Origin of the sequence: Nocardioides sp. OK12, assembly GCF_024341885.1 — a bacterium.
Classification (GTDB): Bacteria; Actinomycetota; Actinomycetes; order Propionibacteriales; family Nocardioidaceae; genus Nocardioides; species Nocardioides marinisabuli.
The window spans coordinates 377,814-399,541 of sequence record NZ_BNET01000004.1; the positions used below are offsets into that span (position 1 = coordinate 377,814).

The following is a 21,728-nucleotide window of genomic DNA, read 5'->3' on the forward strand; positions in this document are numbered from 1 at the left end:
GACATGACTGCAACGCTTGAAGAGACCACCCAGGCCGGCGGGGCCAGCGTGGGCCGCATCGCCCGCGTCATCGGCCCGGTCGTCGACGTGGAGTTCCCCGTCGACAACATGCCCGAGATCTACAACAAGCTCACCGCCGAGGTCGTCCTCAACGGTGAGACCACGGTGCTGCCCCTCGAGGTGGCCCAGCACATCGGTGACGGCATGGTCCGCGCGATCTCGCTGAAGCCGACCGACGGCCTCGTCCGCGGCGGCCAGGTCGTCGACACCGGTGAGCCGATCATGGTGCCGGTGGGCGACGTGACGCTCGGCCGCGTGTTCAACGCGACCGGCGACGTGCTGAACCTCAGCGAGGGCGAGCAGCTCGCCGAGCACGAGCGGTGGGGCATCCACCGCAAGGCTCCGGCCTTCGACCAGCTCGAGTCGAAGACCCAGATGTTCGAGACCGGCATCAAGGTCATCGACCTGCTGACCCCCTACGTGCAGGGCGGCAAGATCGGCCTGTTCGGCGGCGCCGGCGTGGGCAAGACGGTGCTCATCCAGGAGATGATCGCCCGTGTGGCCAAGAACCACGGTGGTGTGTCGGTGTTCGCCGGTGTCGGCGAGCGCACCCGTGAGGGCAACGACCTCATCGTCGAGATGGAGGAGGCCGGCGTCCTCGGGCAGACCGCCCTCGTCTTCGGCCAGATGGACGAGCCGCCGGGCACCCGCCTGCGGGTCGCGCTCTCGGCGCTGACGATGGCGGAGTACTTCCGCGACGTGCAGAACCAGGACGTGCTGCTCTTCATCGACAACATCTTCCGCTTCACCCAGGCCGGCTCGGAGGTCTCGACCCTGCTGGGTCGGATGCCCTCGGCCGTGGGCTACCAGCCCAACCTGGCTGACGAGATGGGTGTGCTGCAGGAGCGGATCACCTCGACGCGAGGCAACTCGATCACCTCGATGCAGGCGATCTACGTCCCCGCCGACGACTACACCGACCCGGCGCCGGCCACCACGTTCGCGCACCTCGACGCGACGACCGAGCTGTCGCGCGAGATCGCCTCGCTGGGCATCTACCCGGCCGTGGACCCGCTGACCTCGACGTCGCGGATCCTCGACCCGCAGTACATCGGCAAGGAGCACTACGACTGCGCGATCCGCGTCAAGCAGATCCTGCAGCGCAACAAGGAGCTCCAGGACATCATCGCCATCCTCGGTGTCGACGAGCTGTCGGAGGAGGACAAGGTCATCGTGTCCCGCGCCCGCCGCATCCAGCGGTTCCTGTCGCAGAACACCTACGTGGCCAAGCAGTTCACCGGCATCGAGGGTTCGACCGTGCCGGTCGCCGACACGATCGAGGCGTTCAACAAGATCGCCGAGGGCGAGTACGACCACGTGGCCGAGCAGGCCTTCTTCATGTGCGGCGGTCTGGACGACGTCGAGAAGAAGTGGGCCGAGATCCAGAAGAACCTCTGATGGCGGACGACGTCGGCACCGGCCTGCAGGTCGAGCTCGTCGCCGCCGACCGGACCGTGTGGTCCGGCGAGGCGTCGATGGTCATCGCCCGCACGACGGAGGGTGACCTGGGCGTGCTGCCCGGTCACGCCCCGTTGCTGTCGCTGCTCACCGAGGCCGCTGTCGAGATCAGCGCGGTCGAGGGGGTCGTGCACGCGGCCGTCGACGGCGGGTTCCTCTCCGTCGCCGGTGACCGGGTCTCGATCCTGACCCAGCACGCCCTGCTGGCCGAGGAGATCAAGATCGACGAGGCGCACGCGGCGCTGGAGGCTGCCGAGGGCATGCCCACCGGCGACGAGCGTGAGCTGCACCTGCGCCGTGCGCAGGCGCGCATCCGGGCAGCCGAGAAGGCGGGCTGACCCCGCCTGCCAGGGTCCCGACCGTGCCGCTAAGGTGATGTCCTCAACGCGGTCGGGACTCAGGCAGGGGGACGTGGATGCCGGTGTGGCAGTGGCTGCTCGACGCAGCCGGTGTGCTCCTGGTGCTCGTCCTCCTCTACGGCCTCGCCCTGGTCGTGCGTCGTCGCGTCATCGCACGTGACGGCGGCACCTTCGAGCTCAGCCACCGCGTCCGGTCCGACAGGGCCGGGCGCGGTTGGCTTCTCGGCATCGGGCGCTACTCCGGCGAGCAGCTGGAGTGGTTCCGCATCTTCTCCCTCTCGCCCCGCCCCAAGCGCACCTGGCAGCGCACCGACCTCACCTACGAGCGCCGGCGCGCGACCGAGGGTCCCGAGCAGTCCTCGCTCTTCCCCGACCACGTGGTCATCGTGTGCCGCAGCGACGCGGGCGACGTCGAGCTGGCCATGAGCGCCTCCTCGCTGACCGGGTTCCAGTCGTGGCTGGAGGCCCGCCCCCCGGGAGCGGAGATGCCCGGCTCCCGCTGAGCTCCCCGCTTCCTGTTCGCCGACCCGGCTGGTGTGAACGGGCCGGCTCGGCGTCGTTGGTCGAGCAGTGACGAGCGCCAGCGAGGAGCGTCGTCGAGACCCGGTGAGAGCCGTGCTCGCCGTACGCCGTGGGCTCACGGGGTTTCGGCGACGCTCGAGCCTTCGGCCCTCGCTGCTCAACCAACGGTGGGGCCCTCGCTGCTCAACCAACGGTGGGGGGCTCGCTGCCGACGGGACTGCTCGTCGCTTGGCTGGTTGACCGGTCAACTGGCACCATGGCCGCATGCTCCGCACCGCTGATCGGGCCCTGGACGGGACCGACCCCACCCTCCGGCGCGCCCGCGACGCGGTGGCGCTCACGTTCGTCCTCAACGGGCTGGTCTTCGCCTCGCTGGTCTCGCGGTTGCCCGACGTGCGCGAGCGCCTGGCCCTGAGCAACGGGGCCCTGGGCCTGCTGCTGCTCGCGGTGGCGATCGGGTCGCTGGTGGCGCTGCCGAGCACCGGTCACGTCATCACCCGCATCGGCGCCGGTGCCACCGTGCGCCTGGGCGCCGGCCTCGACACCTGCGGCTTGGCGGTCGCCGCCGTCGGGGTCACCGCCGGTTCCCTGCCGCTCACGGCGGCGGGTCTGCTGGTGCACGGCACCGGCATCGGCGTCTGGGACGTCGCCATGAACGTCGAGGCCGCCGAGGTCGAGCGGCGGTTGGCCCGCACGATCATGCCGCGCTTCCACGCCGGCTGGAGCCTGGGCTCGATCCTCGGGGCGGGGGTCGGCGTGCTGGTCCTGGCGCTGGGGCTGCCCCTGCTGGCACACCTGCTGGCGGTCAGCGTCGTCGCGCTGGTGCTGGCCTGGGGGAGTGCATCCCGCTTCTGGCCGGCGCAGCCCCCGGCCGCGGAGCCCCTCTCGCCGCTGGTGCGTCCCGTGCGTCGCTCGGCGTGGACCGAGCCGCGCACGCTCGCGATCGGGGTGATGGTGCTGTGCTTCGCGATGGTGGAGGGCACCGCCAACGACTGGCTGTCCCTGGCCCTCATCGACGGCTACGGCGTCGAGCAGTGGGTCGGGGTGGCCGGCTTCACGCTCTTCGTGGTGGCGATGACCGTGGGGCGGCTGGTGGGCCCCCTGCTCCTGGACCGGTGGGGGCGGGCCCCCGTGCTGCTCGGCTGTGCCGGGCTGGCGCTCCTGGGCGCGCTGCTGACCGCGCTGGGTGGCACGCTCGTGCTGGTCGCGCTGGGCATCCTGGTGTGGGGCCTGGGTGCCTCGCTGGGCTTCCCGGTCGGCATGAGCGCCGCCGCCGACGACCCGGAGGGGGCGGCGCTGCGGGTCTCGGTGGTCTCGACGATCGGCTACGGGGCGTTCCTGGCCGGGCCGCCGCTGCTGGGCCGGCTCGCCGACCGCATCGGCACCCTGGAGGTGCTCCTGGTCGTCGCCGCGCTCATGCTCCCGGCCGCGCTCAGCGTCGGGGCCACCCGAGTGCGCAGCGACGTCGTCGGGTCCTAGGCCTGGCGCCTAGTCCTCGGTCAACGACACGAGCATCGTGACCACGGCCTCGACGTAGGCCTCGGCGCGGTCGGCATCGGCGGTCAGCGCCCCCACCGGGACGACGAGCACCACGTGCTCGGCGGCCTCGGCGTCGGGGTAGGCGCTCAGCGTGGCCTCGTCGGTGTCGCGCACCACGACGTGCAGCTCGAGGTCGGCGACGGCCTCGCGACGCCGGTGGAACTCGGGGTCGGCGGCGAGCCGGCTCAGCGCCTCGTGCCACTGCGGGTCGTCGGTCGGGATCCGGCCGAAGGAGGGGTCGTCGCCGACCACGCCGTCGAGCTCGGCGATCTCCGCGCCCCAGCTCGTCAGGACTCCCTCCGGCACCTGGGTGGAGCGCCACTGCAGGTGCAGCCCCAGCTGCTCGGCCCAGGTCTGGTCGCTGCCGCGGGGCCGGGACGGGTCCGGCTCACCGAGCCCCACCACCAGCAGCTCCTCCGACTCGTGCGCCTGCCACTGCGCCGGGTCGAGCGGGCCGTCGAGCGTCAGCTCGCGTTCGTAGACCTCGCGCCCGGCCGCCACGACCGCCGCCGCGACCGGGTACGGGCTGTCGCAGGCGTGCGCGACGAGGGCCTCGCGGCGCGCCAGCAGCCGGTCGACGTGGTCGAGCACGGCGTCGGCGAAGGTCTCCTCCTCACCCGGGGCCAGCGCCGCCTCGATCAGCTGCACCGACTCCTCGTCGGCGGTGCCGTCGAGCAGGTCGATGAGCCGCCAGAACCGGTCGGGGGTCATCGTCGTCTCCTCAGCGCTCTCCGCCGGGCACCCACAGCACATCGCCGCGCTCGCGGTTGGCGTGCCGGGCCAGGATGAAGACCAGGTCGGAGAGGCGGTTGAGGTAGGTGATCGCGAGCGGGTTCATGCTCTCGCCGTGCTCGGCGTGCGCGGCCCACGCCGAGCGCTCCGCGCGGCGTACGACGGTGCGGGCGACGTGCAGGTGCGCCGCCCCGACCGTGCCGCCGGACAGGATGAACGAGCGCAGCTTCTCGAGCGGCTCGTTGTAGACGTCGCACCAGCCCTCGAGCCGGTCGACGTAGTCCTGGGTGATCCGCAGCGGCGGGTACTCAGGGTCGGGCACGACCGGGGTGCAGAAGTCGGCGCCCACGTCGAACAGGTCGTTCTGCACGTGCACGAGCACGGCGACGACCTCCTCCTCGAGGTCGCCCTGCGCGACCGCGAGGCCCAGGTGCGCGTTCGCCTCGTCGACGTCGGCGTAGGCCTGCAGCCGGGTGTCGGTCTTCGTCGTGACACTCATGTCGCCGAGCCGGGTCTCGCCGGCGTCGCCGGTGCGGGTGTAGATGCGCGTCAGGTTGACCATGGCTGAAGGGTAGCCACGGGTGGTCGCGGCGCCAGCGGGCCGTGCGTAGGTTCGCGTCGTGCGACGTGACTTCCTCTGGCCGCTGCTGCTGGGCCTGCCGGGCCTGAGCCTGGCCGTGGCCGGGCTCTTCCACCCGCACTCGCTGTCCTACGAGACCGCCTGGCGCTGGTACGCCCTGCACCTGCCGGGTCTGCTGGTCTTCCCGCTCGTGGGGCTGGCGCTGGCGGTCCTGGTGCGTGGGCGCAGCGACCCGCTGGCCTGGCTGGTGCGGGTCTCGGCCTACGTCTACGCGACCTTCTACACCGCGCTCGACGTCGTGAGCGGCATCGGCGCCGGTTGGGTCACCCACCAGCTGGGCCCCGGCGTGCCCCGCCCGCCCGCGGTCAGCCAGATGTTCCGCATCGGCACGCCCCTGGGCGAGGTGGGCTCGTGGGCGCTGCTGGTCTGCGTCGTGCTGCTGCTGTCCGACCAGGTGGTGCGACGGGGGCCGCGGGCGCTGGCGGGGCTGCCGCTGCTGCCCGGCGCCTGGCTGGTCCACGTGGGCCACATCTTCGCCCCCGAGGGCGTCGCCGGGATGGCCCTGCTGGCCGTGGGCACCGCTGGTCTGGCCCTGGTCGGGGCGACACGCGAGAAAAGTGCCCGTTCGGTGCAACCATCCGGGCCGCTGACGCGTCAAGGTGGGTGAGGACGACCTCGCGGAGTCCCGTTCCATCGGGGGAGCGGGCCCGGCAGGGTGGGAGGGCACATGCAGATCAGCACCGACGGAGCGACCGTGAGACTGGTCGGCGACCTCGACGTGCGCAGCACGACCGAAGTGCGCACGGCGGTCTACGAGCACCTGGCCCACCACGAGCACGTCGTGGTCGACCTGAGCGCTGTCGAGGGGGCCGACGTGACCGCGCTGCGGGTGCTGGCCGTGGCCAGCCGGGCCGCCGACCTGCGCGGCGGCCACCTGACCCTGCGCGGGTGCGGCCCTGCCGTGCGCCGCCTGCTGCACCTGTCCCACCTGATCCGGGTCGTCGACGTCGACCGGCCCGCGCTCGGTGTCGGATAAGCCACACCGGAGGCGGTTACCAGCGCGTAGATCCCGTTCTACCCTCTGTCCATGACGGAGAAGGACCGACCCCTGCTCGAGCGTCCTGAGAAGGACCGCCCCTGGGTGATGCGCACGTACGCCGGCCACTCGACCGCCCAGGCGTCGAACGAGCTGTACCGCAACAACCTCTCGAAGGGCCAGACCGGCCTGTCGGTGGCCTTCGACCTGCCGACCCAGACCGGCTACGACCCCGACTCGGTCATGTCGACCGGCGAGGTCGGCAAGGTGGGGGTGCCGGTGCCGCACCTGGGCGAGATGCGCCACCTCTTCGCCGACATCCCGCTGACGTCGATGAACACGTCGATGACCATCAACGCCACCGCGATGTGGCTGCTGGCGATGTACCAGGTGGTCGCGGAGGAGCAGAACCCCGACCTGTCGCCCGAGGAGGTCGCCGCCCAGCTGGCCGGCACCACCCAGAACGACATCATCAAGGAGTACCTGTCGCGGGGCACCTACGTGTTCCCGCCCGAGCACTCCCTGCGCCTGATCAGCGACATGATCGCCTACACGGTCCACCAGATCCCGAAGTGGAACCCGATCAACATCTGCAGCTACCACCTGCAGGAGGCCGGGGCGACCCCGACCCAGGAGCTGGCCTACGCGCTGTGCACCGCGATCGCGGTGCTCGACCAGGTCAAGGAGTCCGGCCAGGTGGCCGACGAGGACTTCGAGAAGGTCGTGGGGCGCATCAGCTTCTTCGTCAACGCCGGGGTGCGCTTCATCGAGGAGACGTGCAAGATGCGCGCCTTCGTCGAGCTGTGGGACGAGATCACCCGCGAGCGGTACGGCGTGCAGGACCCCAAGATGCGCCGGTTCCGCTACGGCGTCCAGGTCAACTCCCTGGGCCTGACCGAGGCGCAGCCCGAGAACAACGTGCAGCGCATCGTGCTGGAGATGCTCGGGGTGACGCTGTCCAAAAACGCCCGCGCCCGCGCCGTGCAGCTGCCGGCGTGGAACGAGGCGCTGGGCCTGCCGCGGCCCTGGGACCAGCAGTGGTCGCTGCGCCTGCAGCAGGTGCTGGCCTTCGAGTCCGACCTGCTCGAGTACGACGACATCTTCGAGGGCTCCACGGTCATCGAGGCCAAGGTGGCCGAGCTGGTCGCCGGCGCCAAGGCCGAGATCGACCGGGTCCAGGCGATGGGCGGCGCGATCGCGGCCGTCGAGTCGGGCTACATGAAGGAGGAGCTGGTCTCGGCGCACGCTGCGCGCCGCGCACGCATCGAGGACGGCCAGGAGATCATCGTCGGCGTCAACCGGTACGAGACCACCGAGCCCTCGCCGCTGACCTCCGACCTCGACGGCGCCATCATGACCGCCGACCCCCGCGCCGAGCAGTCGGCGCGCGAGTCGGTGAGCGCCTGGAAGGCCCAGCGCGACGAGCAGGAGGTCGCCGATGCGCTGGCTGCCCTGGCCGCGGCGGCCAAGGGCAGCGAGAACCTGATGGGCCCGACGCTGGCCGCGGCCCGCGCCGGCGCCACGACCGGTGAGTGGGCCGGCACCCTGCGCGAGGTCTTCGGCGAGTTCCGTGCCCCGACCGGGGTCTCCGGTGCCGTGGGCGTGGCGGAGGCGGGCACCGAGCTCACCGCCGTGCGCGAGCGGGTCCGGGCCACCGGCGAGGAGCTGGGCGGGCGGCTGCGGCTGCTGGTCGGCAAGCCCGGTCTCGACGGGCACTCCAACGGTGCCGAGCAGGTGGCGGTGCGCGCCCGTGACGCCGGCTTCGAGGTCGTCTACCAGGGGATCCGGCTCACCCCGGCCCAGATCGTCTCGGCGGCCGTCGCCGAGGACGTGCACTGCGTGGGCCTCTCGATCCTCTCGGGCTCCCACATGGAGCTGGTGCCGGCGGTGCTGGCCGGGCTGCGCGAGGCCGGGGCCGGTGACATCCCCGTCATCGTGGGCGGCATCATCCCCGACTCCGACGCCCGCAAGCTCGCCGAGCAGGGTGTCGCAGCGGTCTACACGCCCAAGGACTTCGGCCTGACCGAGATCATGGGCGGCATCGTCGACGTGATCCGCCGGGCCAACGACCTGCCGACCGACCGCTGAGCGAGCAGGTAAGCCTCACCTAACTGCGTGCTACCGTGCCTGCATGGGCAAGAGCAAGGGCAAGAAGGGCGGCAAGGGCAAGGGCGCGACCGTGGTCCGCCTGCCGAAGACCGAGTGCTGCGAGTCGCGCAGCAAGTGCGGCCGCTGCCCCCTGCGCATGCTCAAGGAGGGCACCCTTCCCTCCGGCTACACCGTCAAGAAGCGCCGGCTCGTGCGGCTCGACGGCTCGAAGGTGACCAAGAAGCAGCTGGCCGCCTCGGCCTGACCTGCGGGGTCGCCCGCCACCCGCCACCCTCACCTGCCAGACCTCCGGAGGAACCCCGTGCCCGCACCGCGCTTCGTCGACCAGCTCAACGCCCAGATCGGCCACGAGCTGGCCGCCCACCAGCAGTACCTGGCCTGCGCCGTGCACTACGACGCCGAGACGATGCCGCAGATGGCGGCGTTCTTCTACGCCCAGGCGCTGGAGGAGCGCGACCACGCCATGATGATGATGCAGTACCTGCTCGACACCGACGCGTCCGTCGTCATCCCCGGCGTGCCGGCACCGCAGTGCTCCTTCGACGACGTCGTGGGGCCGGTCGCCCTGGCGCTGGAGCAGGAGCGCCAGGTCGCCGAGCAGATCTACGACCTGGTGCGCACCGCGCGCGAGGAGCAGGACTTCGCCTCCGAGCAGTTCCTCCAGTGGTTCATCAAGGAGCAGGTCGAGGAGATCGCGACCATGTCGGACCTCCTGGCCGTCGTGCGACGCAACCTCGACGACGTCGAGGACATCGAGGAGTACGTCGCGCGCGAGCAGGACGCCGGGATCGACGACCCCACCGCGCCCCGCGCCGCCGGCTCCTAGTCGCGCCCGCCGCGGGTGGTGGCCAGGAAGGACAGCACCTCGCGCCGCACCCGCGGAGCCGACCGCTCGAGCGGCAGCGCGCTGCCGGCGCCGCTGAAGGTGCGGGTGCGCACCGCCTCGCTGGAGCGGAACCGGTCGGCCTGGCGCTCGGCGGCGCCCGCACGGGTGCGGACGTCCTGGTCGCCGAAGAGGAGCAGGGCCGGCGCCTCGATGTCCCCGGTGCCCAGGGTCAGCGACGTCACCATCGCGCCCAGGCTCAGCACGTCGCCGCAGGGCACGTCGTTGCGCTGGCGCGCGGCCTGGCGCTGCACCCGTGCGGGCGCGGAGGCGAAGAGCAGGTCGCGGTAGTCGGCGCGGGTCTCACCGAAGCTCGCGTAGTCGGCGGAGAGGCAGGTGGTGCCCTGGCGGGTGGCCTCGGCGATGGCGCGGCTGGTGAACTGGGTGTCGGTCCACGACATCAGCACCAGGCCCTCGACGTCGTCGAAGGTCGAGGCCTCGAGCTGCGCCACGGCGGCGCCGACGCCGTGCCCGTGCACCACGACGTGACCCGCGTGCGGGGTCGTCGTGCCGACGTCGCCGGTGAAGCGGTAGCTGCCCGACTTCAGGTGCTGCACGACCTGGTGCAGCATCGTGGCCTGGGCGCCCAGGCAGGTGTCGCGCCCGGAGCCGAGCCCGTTCTCGTCGTAGCCCAGCCGGGTCAGCACCAGCGACGTCTCGCCGCGGCGGGCCAGCTGGCGGGCGTAGTCGTAGCGCCGGGGGGAGTCCATGCCCCAGAACCAGCCGCCGGTGCCCGCGTCGTGCACGAGCACGTTGATCCGGCGCGAGCCGGCGCGCCCGAGCACCTCGTCGCGGGGGCCGATCAGGCGGGCCTCGACGACGTAGTCGTCGCCGTCGGGCAGGCACAGCAGGTGGGTGTCGTTGGTGTTGACCAGGTCGAAGGCCACCCCTCGCGAGATCACCGTCGAGCCCCCGGTGCCGTCGGCGGCGGCCTGTCCGGCGAGCGCGCCGACGACGGCGCCGCTGAGCGCGCCCACGAGTAGTCCGACGAGCAGGGTGCGCAGGGTGGGCCTCATGGCGTTGAACGTATGTCAATAGGAGCCGCGCTCACAAACCATCGGTATGTGACGTGTGCGACGTCACGCTGTGCGCCCCCGCGGGCGGCGCCTTCCTGCCAGACTCCTGCCATGGGCAGGGTGGTCGTGGTCGGTGCCGGCGTCGTGGGGCTGAGCTGCGCCGTGCGGCTCCTGGAGGCGGGACACCGCGTCGACGTGGTGGCTCGCGACCTGCCGCTGGAGACGACCAGCGCCGTGGCGGCGGCGATCTGGTACCCCTACCGGGCACTGCCCCAGGAGCGGGTGACCGCCTGGTCGGCCACGTGCCTGGACGAGCTCGTCCGCCTGGCCGACGTGCCGGGCACGGGGGTGCGCGTCCAGGAGGGCGACGAGCTGGTGCGGCTGCCCGCGCCCGACCCGTGGTGGCGCTCCGCGGTGCCCGACCTGACCAGGCTGTCCTCGCCGCCCGCGGGCTACGCCGACGGGTGGTCCTTCGCCGCACCCGTGGTCGAGATGCCCGTCTACCTGCGGTGGCTGCTGGCCCGGGTCGACGAGCTGGGCGGCACCGTGACCCGCCTCAACCTCTCCGCCCTGCCCGAGCCCGGTCCCGCGAGCGGCGTCGACGTCGTGGTGTCGTGCGCCGGGATCGGCTCGCGCCTGCTCGCCTCGGACCGCACCGTGGTGCCGGTGCAGGGGCAGGTCGTGCGCCTGGCGCAGGTGGGGATCTCGCGCTGGGTGATCGACGGCGAGGGGCCGACGTACGTCGTGCCGCGCGAGCACGACGTCGTCGTCGGCGGCACGGCCGAGGAGGGGGAGTGGAGCCGCACCCCCGACCCGCTGGTCGCCGAGCAGGTGCTGGCGCGGGCCACCCGGCTGGTGCCGCAGCTGGCGGGCGCGCGGGTGCTGGGGCACCGGGTCGGGCTGCGCCCGGCCCGCCCGTCGGTCCGCCTGGAGCGCGAGGGCGACGTGGTGCACTGCTACGGCCACGGTGGGGCCGGGGTGACCCTGAGCTGGGGCTGCGCCGACGAGGTCACCTCGCTCGTCGGCTGACCCGGGGCGCTCCCGTCAACTGAGAGCCGTCTCAGGGGGTGGACGGTCTGGACCACCACGGCTCCTGGGCCGGTATCCGGCGATTCCGGGTGTGACGGGCGTTACCCGGCCCGGGTGGCGTCGTTCATCTCCTCGACGTCCCCCGACGTCGCCCCGCCCCCGTCCCCTTGCCAGGAGCCTCCCGTGTCGCTCTCCCGACTCGTGCTGCCGGTGCTGCCGGCCCTTGTCATCACCGTCCTGCCCGGCCTGGCCGCCGCAGCCGACCCCGGTGGTGCCGCACCGCTGCCCGAGGCGGCCGCCGCCACCGGCGCCGCGGCCCAGGACGCCGAGCAGGCGACCCCGCGCCGCGCGGGCCGGGACCGCACGGCCGAGAAGCAGAAGCGCGCGAAGAAGGCCGGCCTCGAGCCGGGCACCCTGCGCGGTGCCGCCGTGGTCAAGACCGGGTGGTGGTACGTCGCCAACGAGCCGCCGCCGGACACCGGCGTCGTCGCGGCCCCGCAGCCGCCCTCCCCGAACACGCCGGCCGGCGCGATGCCGGTCGCCGCGCTGCTCGGGGAGACCGCCAAGCTCTCGGCCATCGAGTTCTCCTTCGAGGCCGAGCCCGGCTCGAGCATCGACCGGTTCGAGATGGTGCTGCAGGAGTCGGGCGAGCCCGCCGCGGCGCTCGGCGCCGAGGTGGCTGCCCTGGTCGCCTGCCCGGTGACGGAGGTCTTCTGGGCCGACGGGCAGGGCGCCGCGTGGAAGAACCGGCCCGCCCACGACTGCGAGCTGGCCTCGGCCGTCGGTGAGCGCGACGAGGACGGGCGCTGGAGCTTCGACCTGACCGAGGTGGCCGCCGGGTGGCTGGAGACCGACTTCGTCGGCTCGCGCTCCGTGGTCCTGGTGGAGCAGGCCGACGCCCCGGTCACCTTCGACGTCTCCTTCGCGGGCCCGGGCGCCGACGGCGTGGGCCTCGAGGTCCGCACCACCGCACCCGACGCCGTACCCGGCGGGGAGGGGACCGACGGCGGCTCGACGGACGGCGGCGGGACGACCGGCTCCTCGGACGGCGGTGGCGGCTCCCTCGGTGGGTCCACGGGCACCGAGGGCCTGGGCGGGTTCGACGACGGTGGCGGCGGTGGTGGTGGCGACCTGGGCGACCTGGGTGCGCCCGGCTCCTCCGACCCGGGTGCCGGCGCGGACGGTGCGGGCGGCAGCGTCGAGGGCGACCTCGACGCGGCGGCAGCACCCGTCTCCGCGATGCCGGCCTGGTACTCCGGCCTGCCGCGCAGCACCGTGGTGCTGCTGCCGCTGGTCCTGGGACTGGCCTACCTGATGATGCTCGCGCTGGGTCCCGCCGGTCGGCCCGACCCCGCGGCCAACCGGCGCGGTGTGAGCCGTGCGCTCGACCGGCTGCGCGAGACCCGCACCCTCGCCCTGACCAAGGTCGCCCGATGAGGGGCGGGCGCACGAGCGCGCGCCGCGTGGCCGCGCTGGGCTTCGTCCTCGCGCTCACGGCCACCGGCTGCGGCCAGAAGGCCGGCGTGGGCACGGTCTACGCCGGCGGCCAGGTGCAGCAGGGCGCAGCGGGCGACGCCTTCGGCGCGCCCGGCGGCGAGGGCGGCGACTTCTCCGGTGCCGGCGGGGGCGACCTCGGCGGCTCGGGCGGCGGGTCCGGCGGCTTCGGGGGCGGGTCCGGCGGCTCCGGTGGCAGCTCCGGCAGCGGCGGCTCGGGGGACTCCGGCACCGGTGGGACCGGCGGCTCGGGCGGTCCCGGCGACGAGGGCTCGCCGCTGCCCGGTGAGCCCGGCGGCACCTCCGGCGGCGACAGCACCGGCGTCACCTCCTCGACCATCAAGATCGGCGTGCACGCCCCGGTCACCGGTGCGGCCGCGATCCCGCAGGCCTCCTTCGAGAACGCCGTCGGCGTCTACTTCGACGCCGTCAACCGCGCCGGCGGCATCAACGGCCGCAAGGTCGAGGTGCTCTTCGAGGACGACGGGTTCGACCCCAACCGCGCCCGGTCGGTGTGCAAGACCATGGTCGAGCAGGAGGAGGTCTTCCTGCTCATCGGGGGCGCCGGCGCCGACCAGATCGACGCGTGCGCCCGCTACGCCTCCGCGGTGGGGGTGCCCTACCTGTCGGCGGGCGTCCACGAGACCCGCCCCGGCCTCGGTCCGCTGGCCAACCTGTCGACGTACTTCGCGCTGTCGCTGACCTACGAGCAGCAGGTGCCGCTGCTGGCCAAGCTGGTCAAGAGCGAGTTCGGCGGCGACAAGGTCGGCGTGATCGTGGCCGACAACGACAGCCTCGACAACTTCTACTCCCGCGCCGACAGCGCGGTGAAGTCGGTGGCCGGCGGCAACCTGGTGCTCTCGCGCCGGATCCCCAAGAACACCACGAGCGACGCACCGGCGGTCGGCACCTCGATCTGCCAGAGCGGCGCCAAGGTGGTGCTCTGGAACGCCAGCCCCAGCTCGTTCCTCAACGTGCTCAAGTCGATGGCCTGCTCGGTGACCTTCATCGGCCCCGGCCTGACCAACGGTCTGAACATCGTGGCCTCGGTCGGCTGCCCCAACGTCAGCGGGTCGCTGTTCTACTCGCCCTTCCCGGGCATGGACGTGATGCGCCAGAACAAGACGTTCGTGCAGGCCTACCAGCAGCGCAACGGCTCGGCCCCCGACGACATCGGCGCCGCGATCTACGGCGCCGAGGAGATGGTGGGCGCGATCCTGCGGGCCACGGGCAAGGACCTGACCCGCGAGTCGTTCATGGGCACCATCGCCCGCACCAAGAACTTCAACCCCGGCGTCTACCCGCCGACCAGCTTCTCGAGCCGGTTCGGCGGCACGGCGATGAACCTGTTGCGGGCCGACTGCAACAAGAACGAGTTCGTCACCGTCCGGCGCAACGAGCGGCCATGAGCGGGCTGGGCCAGGAGGTCGGCGTCGCCATCGTCACCGGCCTCCTCCAGGGCTGCGTCTACGCGCTGGTCGCGCTGGGCATCGTGCTGGTCTTCCGGGCCTCGGGCGTCTTCAACTTCGCGCAGGCCGAGTTCGGCACCACCGGGCTCTTCGCGGCGTACGCCGCCCTGACGCTGTGGGGGTGGAGCTACACCTGGGCGATCGCCTTCGGCCTCGGGGTCGCGGTCGCGATGGGGCTGCTGACCGAGCGGCTGGTGGTGCACCCGCTGCGCAACGCCTCGCGGGTCACGGTCCTGGTGGGCACGGCGGGCGTGGCGCTGGCCGCCATCGGCATCCAGTTCTGGCAGTTCAACGAGACGCTGATCATGACCATGCCGCGCATCGTCGACTCCTTCTTCCTGGTGCCGGTGATCGGTGCCCCGGTCACGGTGCAGCAGCTGATCACCCTGGGGGTGCTGGTGGTGGCCTCGGTGCTGCTGGCGCTGTTCTTCCGCTCGCCCGCGGGGCTGACCATCCAGGCCGCGCAGCAGGAGCCGACCGCGGCCGAGCTCGTGGGCATCAGCGTGCGTCGGGTCTCGATGCTGACCTGGGCGATGGCCGCCCTGCTCGGCGGCCTGGCCGGCATCCTGTCCGGCCCCAACCTGACCTTCACCGCCGGCTTCCTCAGCTTCGGCGCCGGACGGGCGCTGCTGCCGGGCTTCATGGCGGCGGTGCTCGCGGGCATGCGCTCGATGCCCGGTGCCGTGGCCGGCGGCCTGACCGTCGGCGTGGTCGAGCAGATGGGCACGCTCTCGGTGATGATCGAGGTCCCCGGCGCCCGGGCGATGCTCCTCTTCGGCTTCCTTCTGGTCGTGCTCCTGGTCAAGCCGCACGGCATCTTCGTCCCCCGAGCGGCGGCGACGGCATGAGCGACTCCACCCAGGTGCTGCCGGCCGTCCCGGCCGAGCCCGAGACGACGCCCGTCGCCGCCCCCGAGCCGCGCTTCCGGCCCAGCCGGGCCGGCTGGACCGCGCGTGGCCTGGTCTGGGCGGTGCTGGCGTGGGTCGTGCTGGCCCTGCCGCTCAACGTCCTGTCGCCCTTCGAGGTCGGGGTCACCGACATCGACGTCGCCTCGCTGGCCGTCATCTACGCCATCGGCGCGCTGTCGCTCAACGTGCTGCTCGGCTACTGCGGCCAGATCTCGCTGGGCCACCAGGCCTTCGTGGGGGTCGGGGCCTTCGCCTCCGCCTACATCGTCACCAACCTCCAGCTCAGCTTCTTCCTCGCCGTCGGGGTGGCCGCGCTCTTCGGGGCGGTCCAGGCGGTGCTGCTCGGCGCGGTCTCGCTGCGCCTGACCGGCCTCTACTTCGCCCTGGTGACGCTGGCCTACGGCTCGTTCGCGCAGGAGACCCTCTTCGGGATCACCTCGCTGACCGGCGGCGAGGGCGGCAAGCCGGCCCCGCGCCCGGACTTCTTCACCAGCGGCTACCGCTACTACTACCTGTGCCTGGCGTTCCTGGCGCTGGTGCTGTGGATCGACTGGCGCCTGACGGCCTCGAAGGCCGGCCGCGCCATGGCCGCGCTGCGCGAGAACCCGCGAGTCGCGTCGTCGTACGGCATCGACGTGCGTGCCTACATCCTGGTGGCCTTCGCCGTCTCGGGCCTCTTCGCCGGCGTGGCCGGCTCGCTGGTGGCCCACCACGACGAGGTCATCGTGCCGAGCTCGTTCGACTTCCGCCTGGCGCTGCTCTTCGTGCTGATGACCGTCGTCGGCGGGCTGCGCAGCCGCACCGGGGTCGTGCTGGGTGCGGTGTTCTTCGCGCTGCTCGAGGAGGGTGCCCTGGTCGCGATGTTCGGCCTCGAGGGGTTCTTCGAGGGCCTGCTGGGGCTGCCCACCGAGTTCGTCTCGCTGGTGGTCGGGCCGGTCCTGCTGGTCCTGACGCTCACGCTCTACCCCGGGGGCATCGGCCAGCAGGTCGCGCCGATCCGGCTCTGGCTCACCGGGCACCGCTTCGACCGGCACGCCGGTCGCGTCGACGACGTGGAGGTCACCGATGTCCGTGCTTGAGATCAGCAACCTGACCATCCGCTTCGGCGGCATCACCGCCCTCAACGACGTGAGCCTGCGGGCGGGGGAGTGGGAGATCGTGGGGATCATCGGTCCCAACGGCGCCGGCAAGACCACGCTCTTCAACTGCATCACCGGCTTCTACAGCCCGACCGCCGGCCGGGTCGCCTACCGCGGCCGCGACATCACCGGCCTGCCGGTGCACAAGCGGACCGCGCTCGGGATCGGGCGCACCTTCCAGAACGTCGGGCTGGTCAAGAACGCCACGGTGCGCGAGAACCTCGCCACCGCCCAGCACCTGCAGGTCTCCTACGACCCGTGGGCCGGCATCGCAGGCGGCCCGACCACCTTCGGCGAGGAGCGCCGCATCCGCGAGCGCAGCCACCTGATCCTCGAGCTGCTCGACCTGCGGCACGTGGGGGAGGAGCGGGTCGCCGACCTGCCCTACGGCGTGCTGAAGAAGGTCGAGATCGCGGCCGTGCTGGCCACCGACCCCGACCTGCTGCTGCTCGACGAGCCGGGCTCGGGGATGGGGCCCGAGGAGGCCCACGCCCTGGGCGACACGCTGCTGGAGCTGCGCCAGCAGTTCGGCCTGAGCATCGTGATGATCGACCACCACGTGCCGCTGGTGACCCGGGTCTCCGACTACGTCTACTGCCTCAACTTCGGCGAGGTGCTCGCCGAGGGCAAGCCCGACGACGTACGCCGCCACCCCGAGGTGGCGCGCGCCTACCTGGGCACCGAGCCCGAGCCGGACCCCGCGCCCGCACCACAACCCGACACCGATACCGACACCGACACGATGACCCTGGTGGGAGGACCCCGATGAGCCTGCTCGAGGTCCGCGGCCTGGTCGTCGGCTACGGCCCGCACCCGGTGCTGCACCAGGTCGAGTTCGACGTGGAGGAGGGCGAGGTGTGCGTGCTGCTGGGCCTCAACGGCGCCGGCAAGTCCACCACCGTCAACACGATCGCCGGGCTGCTGCGCCCGCAGGCCGGCGAGGTCCGCCTCGACGGTCGCTCGCTGGGTCGGCGCTCGCCCTCGGCCCGGGTCAAGCAGGGCATCTCGCTGTGCCCGGAGGGGCGCCGCGTCTTCCCGCGGCTCACGGTGCGCCAGAACCTGCGCCTGGGGGCGTGGAGCCAGCGGCGCAGCCCGCGGGCCGTGCGGGAGCAGCAGGACCTGGTGCTCGACTACTTCCCCCGCCTCGTGGAGCGCGCCGACCAGCTGGCCGGCACCCTCTCGGGCGGGGAGCAGCAGATGCTGGCCGTGGGCCGGGCGCTCATGTCGCGCCCGCGCCTGCTGCTCATCGACGAGGCGTCGCTGGGCCTGAGCCCGGCGCTGGCCACGACGGTCTGGGAGGTCACCTCGCGCATCCGCGACGGCGGCACCACCGTGCTGATGGTCGAGCAGAACGCGGGGGCGCTGCCCTTCGCCGACCGCGCCCTGCTGATGGAGAAGGGCACCGTGCTCCACACCGCCGTGGGGGAGCAGATCCGCAACGTCAACCTCCGAGAGGCCTACCTCGGAGCTTAGGAGCCACCATGCAGAACAACCTCGGTCGTCTCGGCGGGCAGCTCGGAGTGCTGCTCACCCTCCTCGGCCTGCTGATCATCTTCTTCGGCTGGAACGGTGCCGCGAGCACCGACTACGTGCCGGCCCAGTTCCCGTACCTGATCTCGGGCGGCATCGTCGGCATCGCGGTGGTGGTCGTGGGGGCCGCCATGATCCTGGTGCAGAACTTCCGCACCGACATGGCCCGGCTCGAGGCCGCCGTCGAGCGGGTCGCGCTGGCCGTCGAGCGCCAGGGGGCCGACGCGGGTGCCGCGGGCGCGGGCCTGGACTCCTACGTGGTCGCCGGCAGCGAGTCCTACCACCGCGTCGAGTGCGCGCTGCCCGAGGCGCGTGCGGAGGCGCACCTGGTGCCGTTGACCGACGTCGCCGGCAGCACCCTGCAGGCCTGCCGGGTCTGCCAGCCGCCGACCTTCGGACGGCTCGAGCGGATCTAGCCGCGCCGGGCCCTCGCGTCGCGCCGACCGAGGGCCACGGCCACCGCGACACCCAGCCCGGCGCCGGCGACGGCACCCACCAGCACGCCCCAGCCCCCGAGGGTCCCGTCGAGCAGGAGCGCCCCGGCCGCGGCCAGGGCGACCACCAGCAGGCCCAGCAGCGCCGCCCGCATCAGCTCGCGCAGGAACAGCGCGCTGAAGGACGTCGCCGCGAGCGCGTCGCGCACCGGCACCGCACGCAGCACCGCCGACGGCTCGATCGGGCCGTAGACGTGGGGGAACGTCTCGGCGCCCCCGGGGACGGCCGGCTCCTGCACCACGTCGCTGCGCAGCCGGTCGGTGTCGATCTCGAGCAGCACCAGCGGCTCGTCGACGTCGGCGTAGTAGCGCGCGTGCACACCTCGCCACTGCTCGGCCCGCGCGGCGTGGATGAAGCCCTCCTCCTCGAGGGTGCGCCCGCGCGTCGAGGTGGTGTAGGCCCCGCCGGCCCGCGCGGCGGCCCAGTCGGCGGCCGTGGCGATGTGGAAGATCAGCACGCCCGCGACCCTACGGGGCCCGGTCGGGCCCGGGACGCTAGAACAGGCGCGCCTCGGGGTCGTCCATGCCACGCAGCGCGTCGTAGTCGACGACGGCGCACGAGATGCCCCGGTCGGTGGCCAGCACCCGTGCCTGCGGCTTGATGGCCTGGGCCGCGAAGATGCCGCGCACCGGCGCCAGCAGCGGGTCGCGGTTGAGCAGCTCGAGGTAGCGGGTCAGCTGCTCGACGCCGTCGATCTCGCCGCGGCGCTTGATCTCGACCGCGACCGACCGGCCCTCGGAGTCGCGGCACATCAGGTCGACGGGGCCGATGGCGGTGGGGAACTCGCGACGCACCAGCACCAGGCCCTCGCCGAGGGTGGCCGGGTGCTCGGCCAGCAGCTCCTGCAGGTGCTTCTCGACGCCGTCCTTGACCAGCCCGGGGTCGACGCCGAGCTCGTGGGAGGAGTCGCTGTGCACCTCCTCGAGCAGGATGCGCAGGCTGTCACCGGTCTTCGTGGAGGTCACCACCCACTCGGCGGTGCCGTGCTCGTCGTGCCCCTCGGTCAGGGTGCACGGCGGCGACATCCAGTTCAGCGGCTTGTAGGAGCCACCGTCGGAGTGCACGAGCACCGAGCCGTCGGCCTTGATCATCAGCACCCGGGTCGCCATCGGGAGGTGGGCGGTGAGCCGACCGGCGTAGTCGACCTGGCAGCGGGCAACGACGAGTCTCACGGACCCAGAACCTACCTGCCGGTCGCTCCTCGGTCCGGGCCCGGGCGGTGTGGGTGATTGCGCTCACAGGTCTGGTCGGGTTGAGTTAACGGCTATGACGACCATGCTGATCCCGCTCGCAGCGGAGTCCGACGGTTTCCTCGGCGGTGTGGAGAAGGCGATCAACGACGCCTTCGAGCCCATCGCGACCGCCGTGACAGACGTGATCTTCTGGAACGTCCCGCTCGGGGACTACTCCTTCCCGCTGATCGTGTTCTGGCTGGTGGCCGCGGCCACCATCTTCACGATCTACTTCCGCGGCATCCAGTTCACCTCGCTGAAGACCGCCAAGGACCTCGTGCTCGGCAAGTACTCGCGGGCCAGCGACCCCGGCGAGGTCACCCACTTCGCGGCACTGTCCTCCGCGGTCTCCGGCACGGTCGGGCTCGGCAACATCGCCGGTGTCGCGGTCGCTGTCACCGTCGGTGGCCCGGGCGCCACGTTCTGGATGATCCTGGCCGGCCTGCTCGGCATGTGCACCAAGTTCGTGGAGTGCACCCTCGGCGTGCGCTACCGCGAGGTGCACGAGGACGGCACGGTCACGGGCGGGCCGTTCAAGTACCTGCCGGTGGCCTTCGAGCGCTTCGGTGCCGCGGCCAGCAAGATCGGCGTCAGCATCTTCGCCGTGGCCCTGATCCTCTTCGGCGCCCTCGGCGGCAACGCCTTCCAGTCCAACCAGACCTACGCGCAGGCGGTCGAGATCACCGGCGGCGAGGACGGCTGGCTGGCCTCCGACGGCGCTGCCCTGATCTTCGGCATCATCCTGGCCTCGCTGGTCGGCCTCGTCATCATCGGCGGCGTCCGCTCCATCGCCCGGGTCACCTCCAAGCTGGTGCCGGTGATGGGCATCCTCTACATCGGCGCCTGCCTGCTGGTGATCTTCGGCAACGTCACGCAGATCCCCGACGCCGTGGGCACCATCATCTCCAGCGCCTTCAACCCCGAGGGCGTCACGGGCGGCGCGCTCGGCGTGCTCATCGTGGGCTTCCAGCGCGCGGCGTTCTCCAACGAGGCCGGCGTCGGCTCGGCACCGATCGTGCACTCCGCGGTCAAGACCAAGCACCCCGTCTCCGAGGGCTTCGTCGCGATGCTCGAGCCCTTCATCGACACCGTCGTGGTCTGCACCGCGACCGCGCTGACCATCGTCATCGCCGACGTCCCGCTCTACAACGACCTGCTGGCCCGCGCCGCCGACGGCGAGTCGGTGACCAGCGACACCGGCGTCGTGCTCACCTCGCGCTCCTTCGACTCCTTCCTGCCCGGCTTCGACAACGTGCTGGCCGTGGCCGTCGCGCTGTTCGCCTTCTCGACGCTGATCACCTGGAGCTACTACACGCTCAAGGCCTGGACCACGCTCGTGGGCCGCAGCCGCGCCAAGGAGAACGCCTTCAAGATCATCTTCTGCGTCTTCACCGCGCTGGGTGCGGTCGTCAACCTGGGCTCGGTGCTCAGCTTCGCCGACGGCATGCTCTTCGTCTGCGCGATCTTCAACCTGCTCGGCTGCTACCTGCTGCTGCCGAAGGTCAAGGAGGAGGTCGTCAAGTGGCGCGAGGGTCGCCGCAGCGGCGAGATCTCCGAGGTGCCCCGCGACGAGCGAGCCACCACCTGATCACCGTCCGCGCCGCCCGCCCCTCCGACCTGCGCCACCTGGCGGGGGTCGAGGAGGAGGCGGACGGCGCGTCGGCGTCCCCGGCCCCGAGCGGCGGCGAGCGTGCCGACCAGCCGGGGCACCTGCTGGTCGCCTCGTCGGCCGGCGAGGTGGTCGGCTTCGCCCACGTGGTGCTGCTGCCCGACGGGCACGGCGTACGCGCGCACCTCGAGCAGCTCTCGGTGCTGCCGCAGCACGGTCGTCGCGGCACCGGGGCCCGGCTGGTCGCGGCGGCGGCGGCGGAGGCGCGCTGGAGCGGCTTCGACCGGCTCTCCCTGTGCACCTACCGCGACCTGCCCTGGAACGCGCCGTTCTACGCGCGCCTCGGCTTCGAGGTGGTCGAGCCGACCGGGGTGCTGGCCGAGCTCCGGGAGCGCGAACGGGCGCTGGGGCTCGACGAGGCGGGGGAGCGGGTCGTGATGGAGCTGGCGCTGGGACGCCGCTGACCACCTGTCCGTCGGTATGTCCGGCATCACGTTACTCGCGAGTGAAGTACGCCACGGTGCGCACG

Annotated in this window: 24 protein-coding genes; 19 read left to right on the forward strand and 5 right to left on the reverse strand. The window is 72.4% G+C overall.

The genetic code is table 11. The annotated features are described in order from the left end of the window. Positions 1–3 precede the first annotated feature (3 nt). The 4 genes from atpD (at position 4) to OCU29_RS12330 (ending at position 3,878) form a co-directional block, all read left to right on the forward strand. Complete coding sequence (gene atpD, locus OCU29_RS12315) at positions 4–1,458, forward strand: F0F1 ATP synthase subunit beta (RefSeq protein ID WP_179617060.1); 1,455 nt, start codon at positions 4–6, stop codon at positions 1,456–1,458. Beyond that, positions 1,458–1,856: a F0F1 ATP synthase subunit epsilon gene (locus OCU29_RS12320; protein ID WP_179617059.1), complete on the forward strand. Its 399-nt coding sequence runs from the start codon at positions 1,458–1,460 to the stop codon at positions 1,854–1,856. Before atpD ends, OCU29_RS12320 begins: the two co-directional genes overlap by 1 nt. Positions 1,857–1,933: 77 nt before the next feature. Then, positions 1,934–2,380, forward strand: coding sequence for a DUF2550 domain-containing protein (locus OCU29_RS12325; RefSeq protein WP_179617058.1), 447 nt, complete (start codon positions 1,934–1,936; stop codon positions 2,378–2,380). Between the two features lie 283 nt (positions 2,381–2,663). Further along, entirely contained in the window at positions 2,664–3,878 is a 1,215-nt protein-coding gene (locus tag OCU29_RS12330; RefSeq protein WP_261820160.1) for an MFS transporter, read from the forward strand. Positions 3,879–3,887: 9 nt separating this feature from the next. Here the strand turns inward: OCU29_RS12330 and OCU29_RS12335 are convergent, their stop codons facing one another. Then, on the reverse strand, positions 3,888–4,649 hold the full coding sequence (locus OCU29_RS12335; protein WP_261820161.1) for a hypothetical protein: 762 nt from the start codon (positions 4,647–4,649) through the stop codon (positions 3,888–3,890). Positions 4,650–4,659: 10 nt separating this feature from the next. Further along, on the reverse strand, positions 4,660–5,232 hold the full coding sequence (locus OCU29_RS12340; RefSeq protein WP_179617055.1) for a cob(I)yrinic acid a,c-diamide adenosyltransferase: 573 nt from the start codon (positions 5,230–5,232) through the stop codon (positions 4,660–4,662). 58 nt (positions 5,233–5,290) lie between these two features. Between OCU29_RS12340 and OCU29_RS12345 the strand changes: the two genes are divergently transcribed. Genes OCU29_RS12345 through OCU29_RS12365 form a run of 5 tightly spaced genes read left to right on the forward strand, consistent with a single transcriptional unit; the run spans position 5,291 to position 9,221 of the window. Next, positions 5,291–5,917, forward strand: a complete 627-nt coding sequence (locus OCU29_RS12345) for a hypothetical protein (protein ID WP_261820162.1) — start codon at positions 5,291–5,293, stop codon at positions 5,915–5,917. Between the two features lie 60 nt (positions 5,918–5,977). Further along, on the forward strand, positions 5,978–6,286 hold the full coding sequence (locus OCU29_RS12350; protein ID WP_179617053.1) for an STAS domain-containing protein: 309 nt from the start codon (positions 5,978–5,980) through the stop codon (positions 6,284–6,286). A gap of 51 nt (positions 6,287–6,337) precedes the next feature. Next, the gene (locus OCU29_RS12355) at positions 6,338–8,374 is read left to right on the forward strand and encodes a protein meaA (protein ID WP_179617052.1); all 2,037 of its coding nucleotides are present in this window, start codon (positions 6,338–6,340) and stop codon (positions 8,372–8,374) included. A 43-nt stretch (positions 8,375–8,417) separates the two neighbouring features. Further along, complete coding sequence (locus OCU29_RS12360; RefSeq protein ID WP_261820163.1) at positions 8,418–8,639, forward strand: hypothetical protein; 222 nt, start codon at positions 8,418–8,420, stop codon at positions 8,637–8,639. A 57-nt stretch (positions 8,640–8,696) separates the two neighbouring features. After that, entirely contained in the window at positions 8,697–9,221 is a 525-nt protein-coding gene (locus tag OCU29_RS12365) for a ferritin (RefSeq protein ID WP_179617050.1), read from the forward strand. On the opposite strand, the gene OCU29_RS12370 is transcribed toward OCU29_RS12365, so the two are convergent. Beyond that, on the reverse strand, positions 9,218–10,294 hold the full coding sequence (locus OCU29_RS12370; protein WP_261820164.1) for an alpha/beta fold hydrolase: 1,077 nt from the start codon (positions 10,292–10,294) through the stop codon (positions 9,218–9,220). The two genes, OCU29_RS12365 and OCU29_RS12370, sit on opposite strands and share 4 nt — an antisense overlap. Before the next feature lie 111 nt (positions 10,295–10,405). Here OCU29_RS12370 and OCU29_RS12375 point away from each other — a divergent pair, with 111 nt between their 5' ends. The 8 genes from OCU29_RS12375 to OCU29_RS12410 all read left to right on the forward strand — a co-directional run bounded on the left by OCU29_RS12375 (position 10,406) and on the right by OCU29_RS12410 (position 18,279). Beyond that, positions 10,406–11,323, forward strand: coding sequence for an FAD-dependent oxidoreductase (locus OCU29_RS12375; RefSeq protein WP_179617048.1), 918 nt, complete (start codon positions 10,406–10,408; stop codon positions 11,321–11,323). A gap of 183 nt (positions 11,324–11,506) precedes the next feature. Continuing rightward, positions 11,507–12,760 (forward strand): hypothetical protein, encoded by a 1,254-nt coding sequence (locus OCU29_RS12380; RefSeq protein ID WP_261820165.1) that lies wholly within the window; start codon positions 11,507–11,509, stop codon positions 12,758–12,760. Beyond that, entirely contained in the window at positions 12,757–14,226 is a 1,470-nt protein-coding gene (locus tag OCU29_RS12385; RefSeq protein ID WP_261820166.1) for an ABC transporter substrate-binding protein, read from the forward strand. Before OCU29_RS12380 ends, OCU29_RS12385 begins: the two co-directional genes overlap by 4 nt. After that, a complete protein-coding gene (locus OCU29_RS12390; RefSeq protein ID WP_179617045.1) occupies positions 14,223–15,134 on the forward strand; it encodes a branched-chain amino acid ABC transporter permease in 912 nt (303 codons plus the stop codon). Before OCU29_RS12385 ends, OCU29_RS12390 begins: the two co-directional genes overlap by 4 nt. Next, positions 15,131–16,273 carry a branched-chain amino acid ABC transporter permease gene (locus tag OCU29_RS12395; protein WP_179617044.1) on the forward strand — a complete coding sequence of 381 codons (1,143 nt, stop codon included), beginning with the start codon at positions 15,131–15,133 and terminating at the stop codon, positions 16,271–16,273. Before OCU29_RS12390 ends, OCU29_RS12395 begins: the two co-directional genes overlap by 4 nt. Then, complete coding sequence (locus OCU29_RS12400) at positions 16,260–17,102, forward strand: ABC transporter ATP-binding protein (RefSeq protein ID WP_261820167.1); 843 nt, start codon at positions 16,260–16,262, stop codon at positions 17,100–17,102. Before OCU29_RS12395 ends, OCU29_RS12400 begins: the two co-directional genes overlap by 14 nt. Beyond that, entirely contained in the window at positions 17,099–17,806 is a 708-nt protein-coding gene (locus OCU29_RS12405) for an ABC transporter ATP-binding protein (RefSeq protein WP_179617042.1), read from the forward strand. Before OCU29_RS12400 ends, OCU29_RS12405 begins: the two co-directional genes overlap by 4 nt. 8 nt (positions 17,807–17,814) lie before the next feature. Continuing rightward, a complete protein-coding gene (locus OCU29_RS12410; RefSeq protein WP_179617041.1) occupies positions 17,815–18,279 on the forward strand; it encodes a hypothetical protein in 465 nt (154 codons plus the stop codon). Here OCU29_RS12410 and OCU29_RS12415 read toward each other — a convergent pair. Then, positions 18,276–18,815 (reverse strand): DUF952 domain-containing protein, encoded by a 540-nt coding sequence (locus OCU29_RS12415; protein WP_261820168.1) that lies wholly within the window; start codon positions 18,813–18,815, stop codon positions 18,276–18,278. The two genes, OCU29_RS12410 and OCU29_RS12415, sit on opposite strands and share 4 nt — an antisense overlap. 37 nt (positions 18,816–18,852) lie before the next feature. Beyond that, positions 18,853–19,530, reverse strand: coding sequence for an endonuclease NucS (gene nucS, locus OCU29_RS12420; RefSeq protein ID WP_261820169.1), 678 nt, complete (start codon positions 19,528–19,530; stop codon positions 18,853–18,855). Between the two features lie 94 nt (positions 19,531–19,624). Between nucS and OCU29_RS12425 the strand changes: the two genes are divergently transcribed. Together OCU29_RS12425 and OCU29_RS12430 are read left to right on the forward strand one after the other, a co-directional pair. After that, positions 19,625–21,178: a sodium:alanine symporter family protein gene (locus tag OCU29_RS12425; protein WP_179617039.1), complete on the forward strand. Its 1,554-nt coding sequence runs from the start codon at positions 19,625–19,627 to the stop codon at positions 21,176–21,178. Beyond that, positions 21,112–21,663 (forward strand): GNAT family N-acetyltransferase, encoded by a 552-nt coding sequence (locus OCU29_RS12430; RefSeq protein ID WP_261820170.1) that lies wholly within the window; start codon positions 21,112–21,114, stop codon positions 21,661–21,663. The genes OCU29_RS12425 and OCU29_RS12430 overlap by 67 nt, the downstream gene beginning before the upstream one ends. Positions 21,664–21,728 lie beyond the last annotated feature (65 nt).

What these genes read in the sequence shown, in the direction of transcription:
- atpD (WP_179617060.1), top strand. Translation starts at nt 4, where the DNA reads ATGACTGCAACGCTTGAAGAGACCACCCAGGCCGGCGGGGCCAGCGTG.
- OCU29_RS12320 (WP_179617059.1), top strand. Translation starts at nt 1,458, where the DNA reads ATGGCGGACGACGTCGGCACCGGCCTGCAGGTCGAGCTCGTCGCCGCC.
- OCU29_RS12325 (WP_179617058.1), top strand. Translation starts at nt 1,934, where the DNA reads ATGCCGGTGTGGCAGTGGCTGCTCGACGCAGCCGGTGTGCTCCTGGTG.
- OCU29_RS12330 (WP_261820160.1), top strand. Translation starts at nt 2,664, where the DNA reads ATGCTCCGCACCGCTGATCGGGCCCTGGACGGGACCGACCCCACCCTC.
- OCU29_RS12335 (WP_261820161.1), bottom strand. Translation starts at nt 4,649, where the DNA reads ATGACCCCCGACCGGTTCTGGCGGCTCATCGACCTGCTCGACGGCACC.
- OCU29_RS12340 (WP_179617055.1), bottom strand. Translation starts at nt 5,232, where the DNA reads ATGGTCAACCTGACGCGCATCTACACCCGCACCGGCGACGCCGGCGAG.
- OCU29_RS12350 (WP_179617053.1), top strand. Translation starts at nt 5,978, where the DNA reads ATGCAGATCAGCACCGACGGAGCGACCGTGAGACTGGTCGGCGACCTC.
- OCU29_RS12355 (WP_179617052.1), top strand. Translation starts at nt 6,338, where the DNA reads ATGACGGAGAAGGACCGACCCCTGCTCGAGCGTCCTGAGAAGGACCGC.
- OCU29_RS12360 (WP_261820163.1), top strand. Translation starts at nt 8,418, where the DNA reads ATGGGCAAGAGCAAGGGCAAGAAGGGCGGCAAGGGCAAGGGCGCGACC.
- OCU29_RS12370 (WP_261820164.1), bottom strand. Translation starts at nt 10,294, where the DNA reads ATGAGGCCCACCCTGCGCACCCTGCTCGTCGGACTACTCGTGGGCGCG.
- OCU29_RS12375 (WP_179617048.1), top strand. Translation starts at nt 10,406, where the DNA reads ATGGGCAGGGTGGTCGTGGTCGGTGCCGGCGTCGTGGGGCTGAGCTGC.
- OCU29_RS12385 (WP_261820166.1), top strand. Translation starts at nt 12,757, where the DNA reads ATGAGGGGCGGGCGCACGAGCGCGCGCCGCGTGGCCGCGCTGGGCTTC.
- OCU29_RS12390 (WP_179617045.1), top strand. Translation starts at nt 14,223, where the DNA reads ATGAGCGGGCTGGGCCAGGAGGTCGGCGTCGCCATCGTCACCGGCCTC.
- OCU29_RS12395 (WP_179617044.1), top strand. Translation starts at nt 15,131, where the DNA reads ATGAGCGACTCCACCCAGGTGCTGCCGGCCGTCCCGGCCGAGCCCGAG.
- OCU29_RS12400 (WP_261820167.1), top strand. Translation starts at nt 16,260, where the DNA reads ATGTCCGTGCTTGAGATCAGCAACCTGACCATCCGCTTCGGCGGCATC.
- OCU29_RS12405 (WP_179617042.1), top strand. Translation starts at nt 17,099, where the DNA reads ATGAGCCTGCTCGAGGTCCGCGGCCTGGTCGTCGGCTACGGCCCGCAC.
- OCU29_RS12410 (WP_179617041.1), top strand. Translation starts at nt 17,815, where the DNA reads ATGCAGAACAACCTCGGTCGTCTCGGCGGGCAGCTCGGAGTGCTGCTC.
- OCU29_RS12425 (WP_179617039.1), top strand. Translation starts at nt 19,625, where the DNA reads ATGACGACCATGCTGATCCCGCTCGCAGCGGAGTCCGACGGTTTCCTC.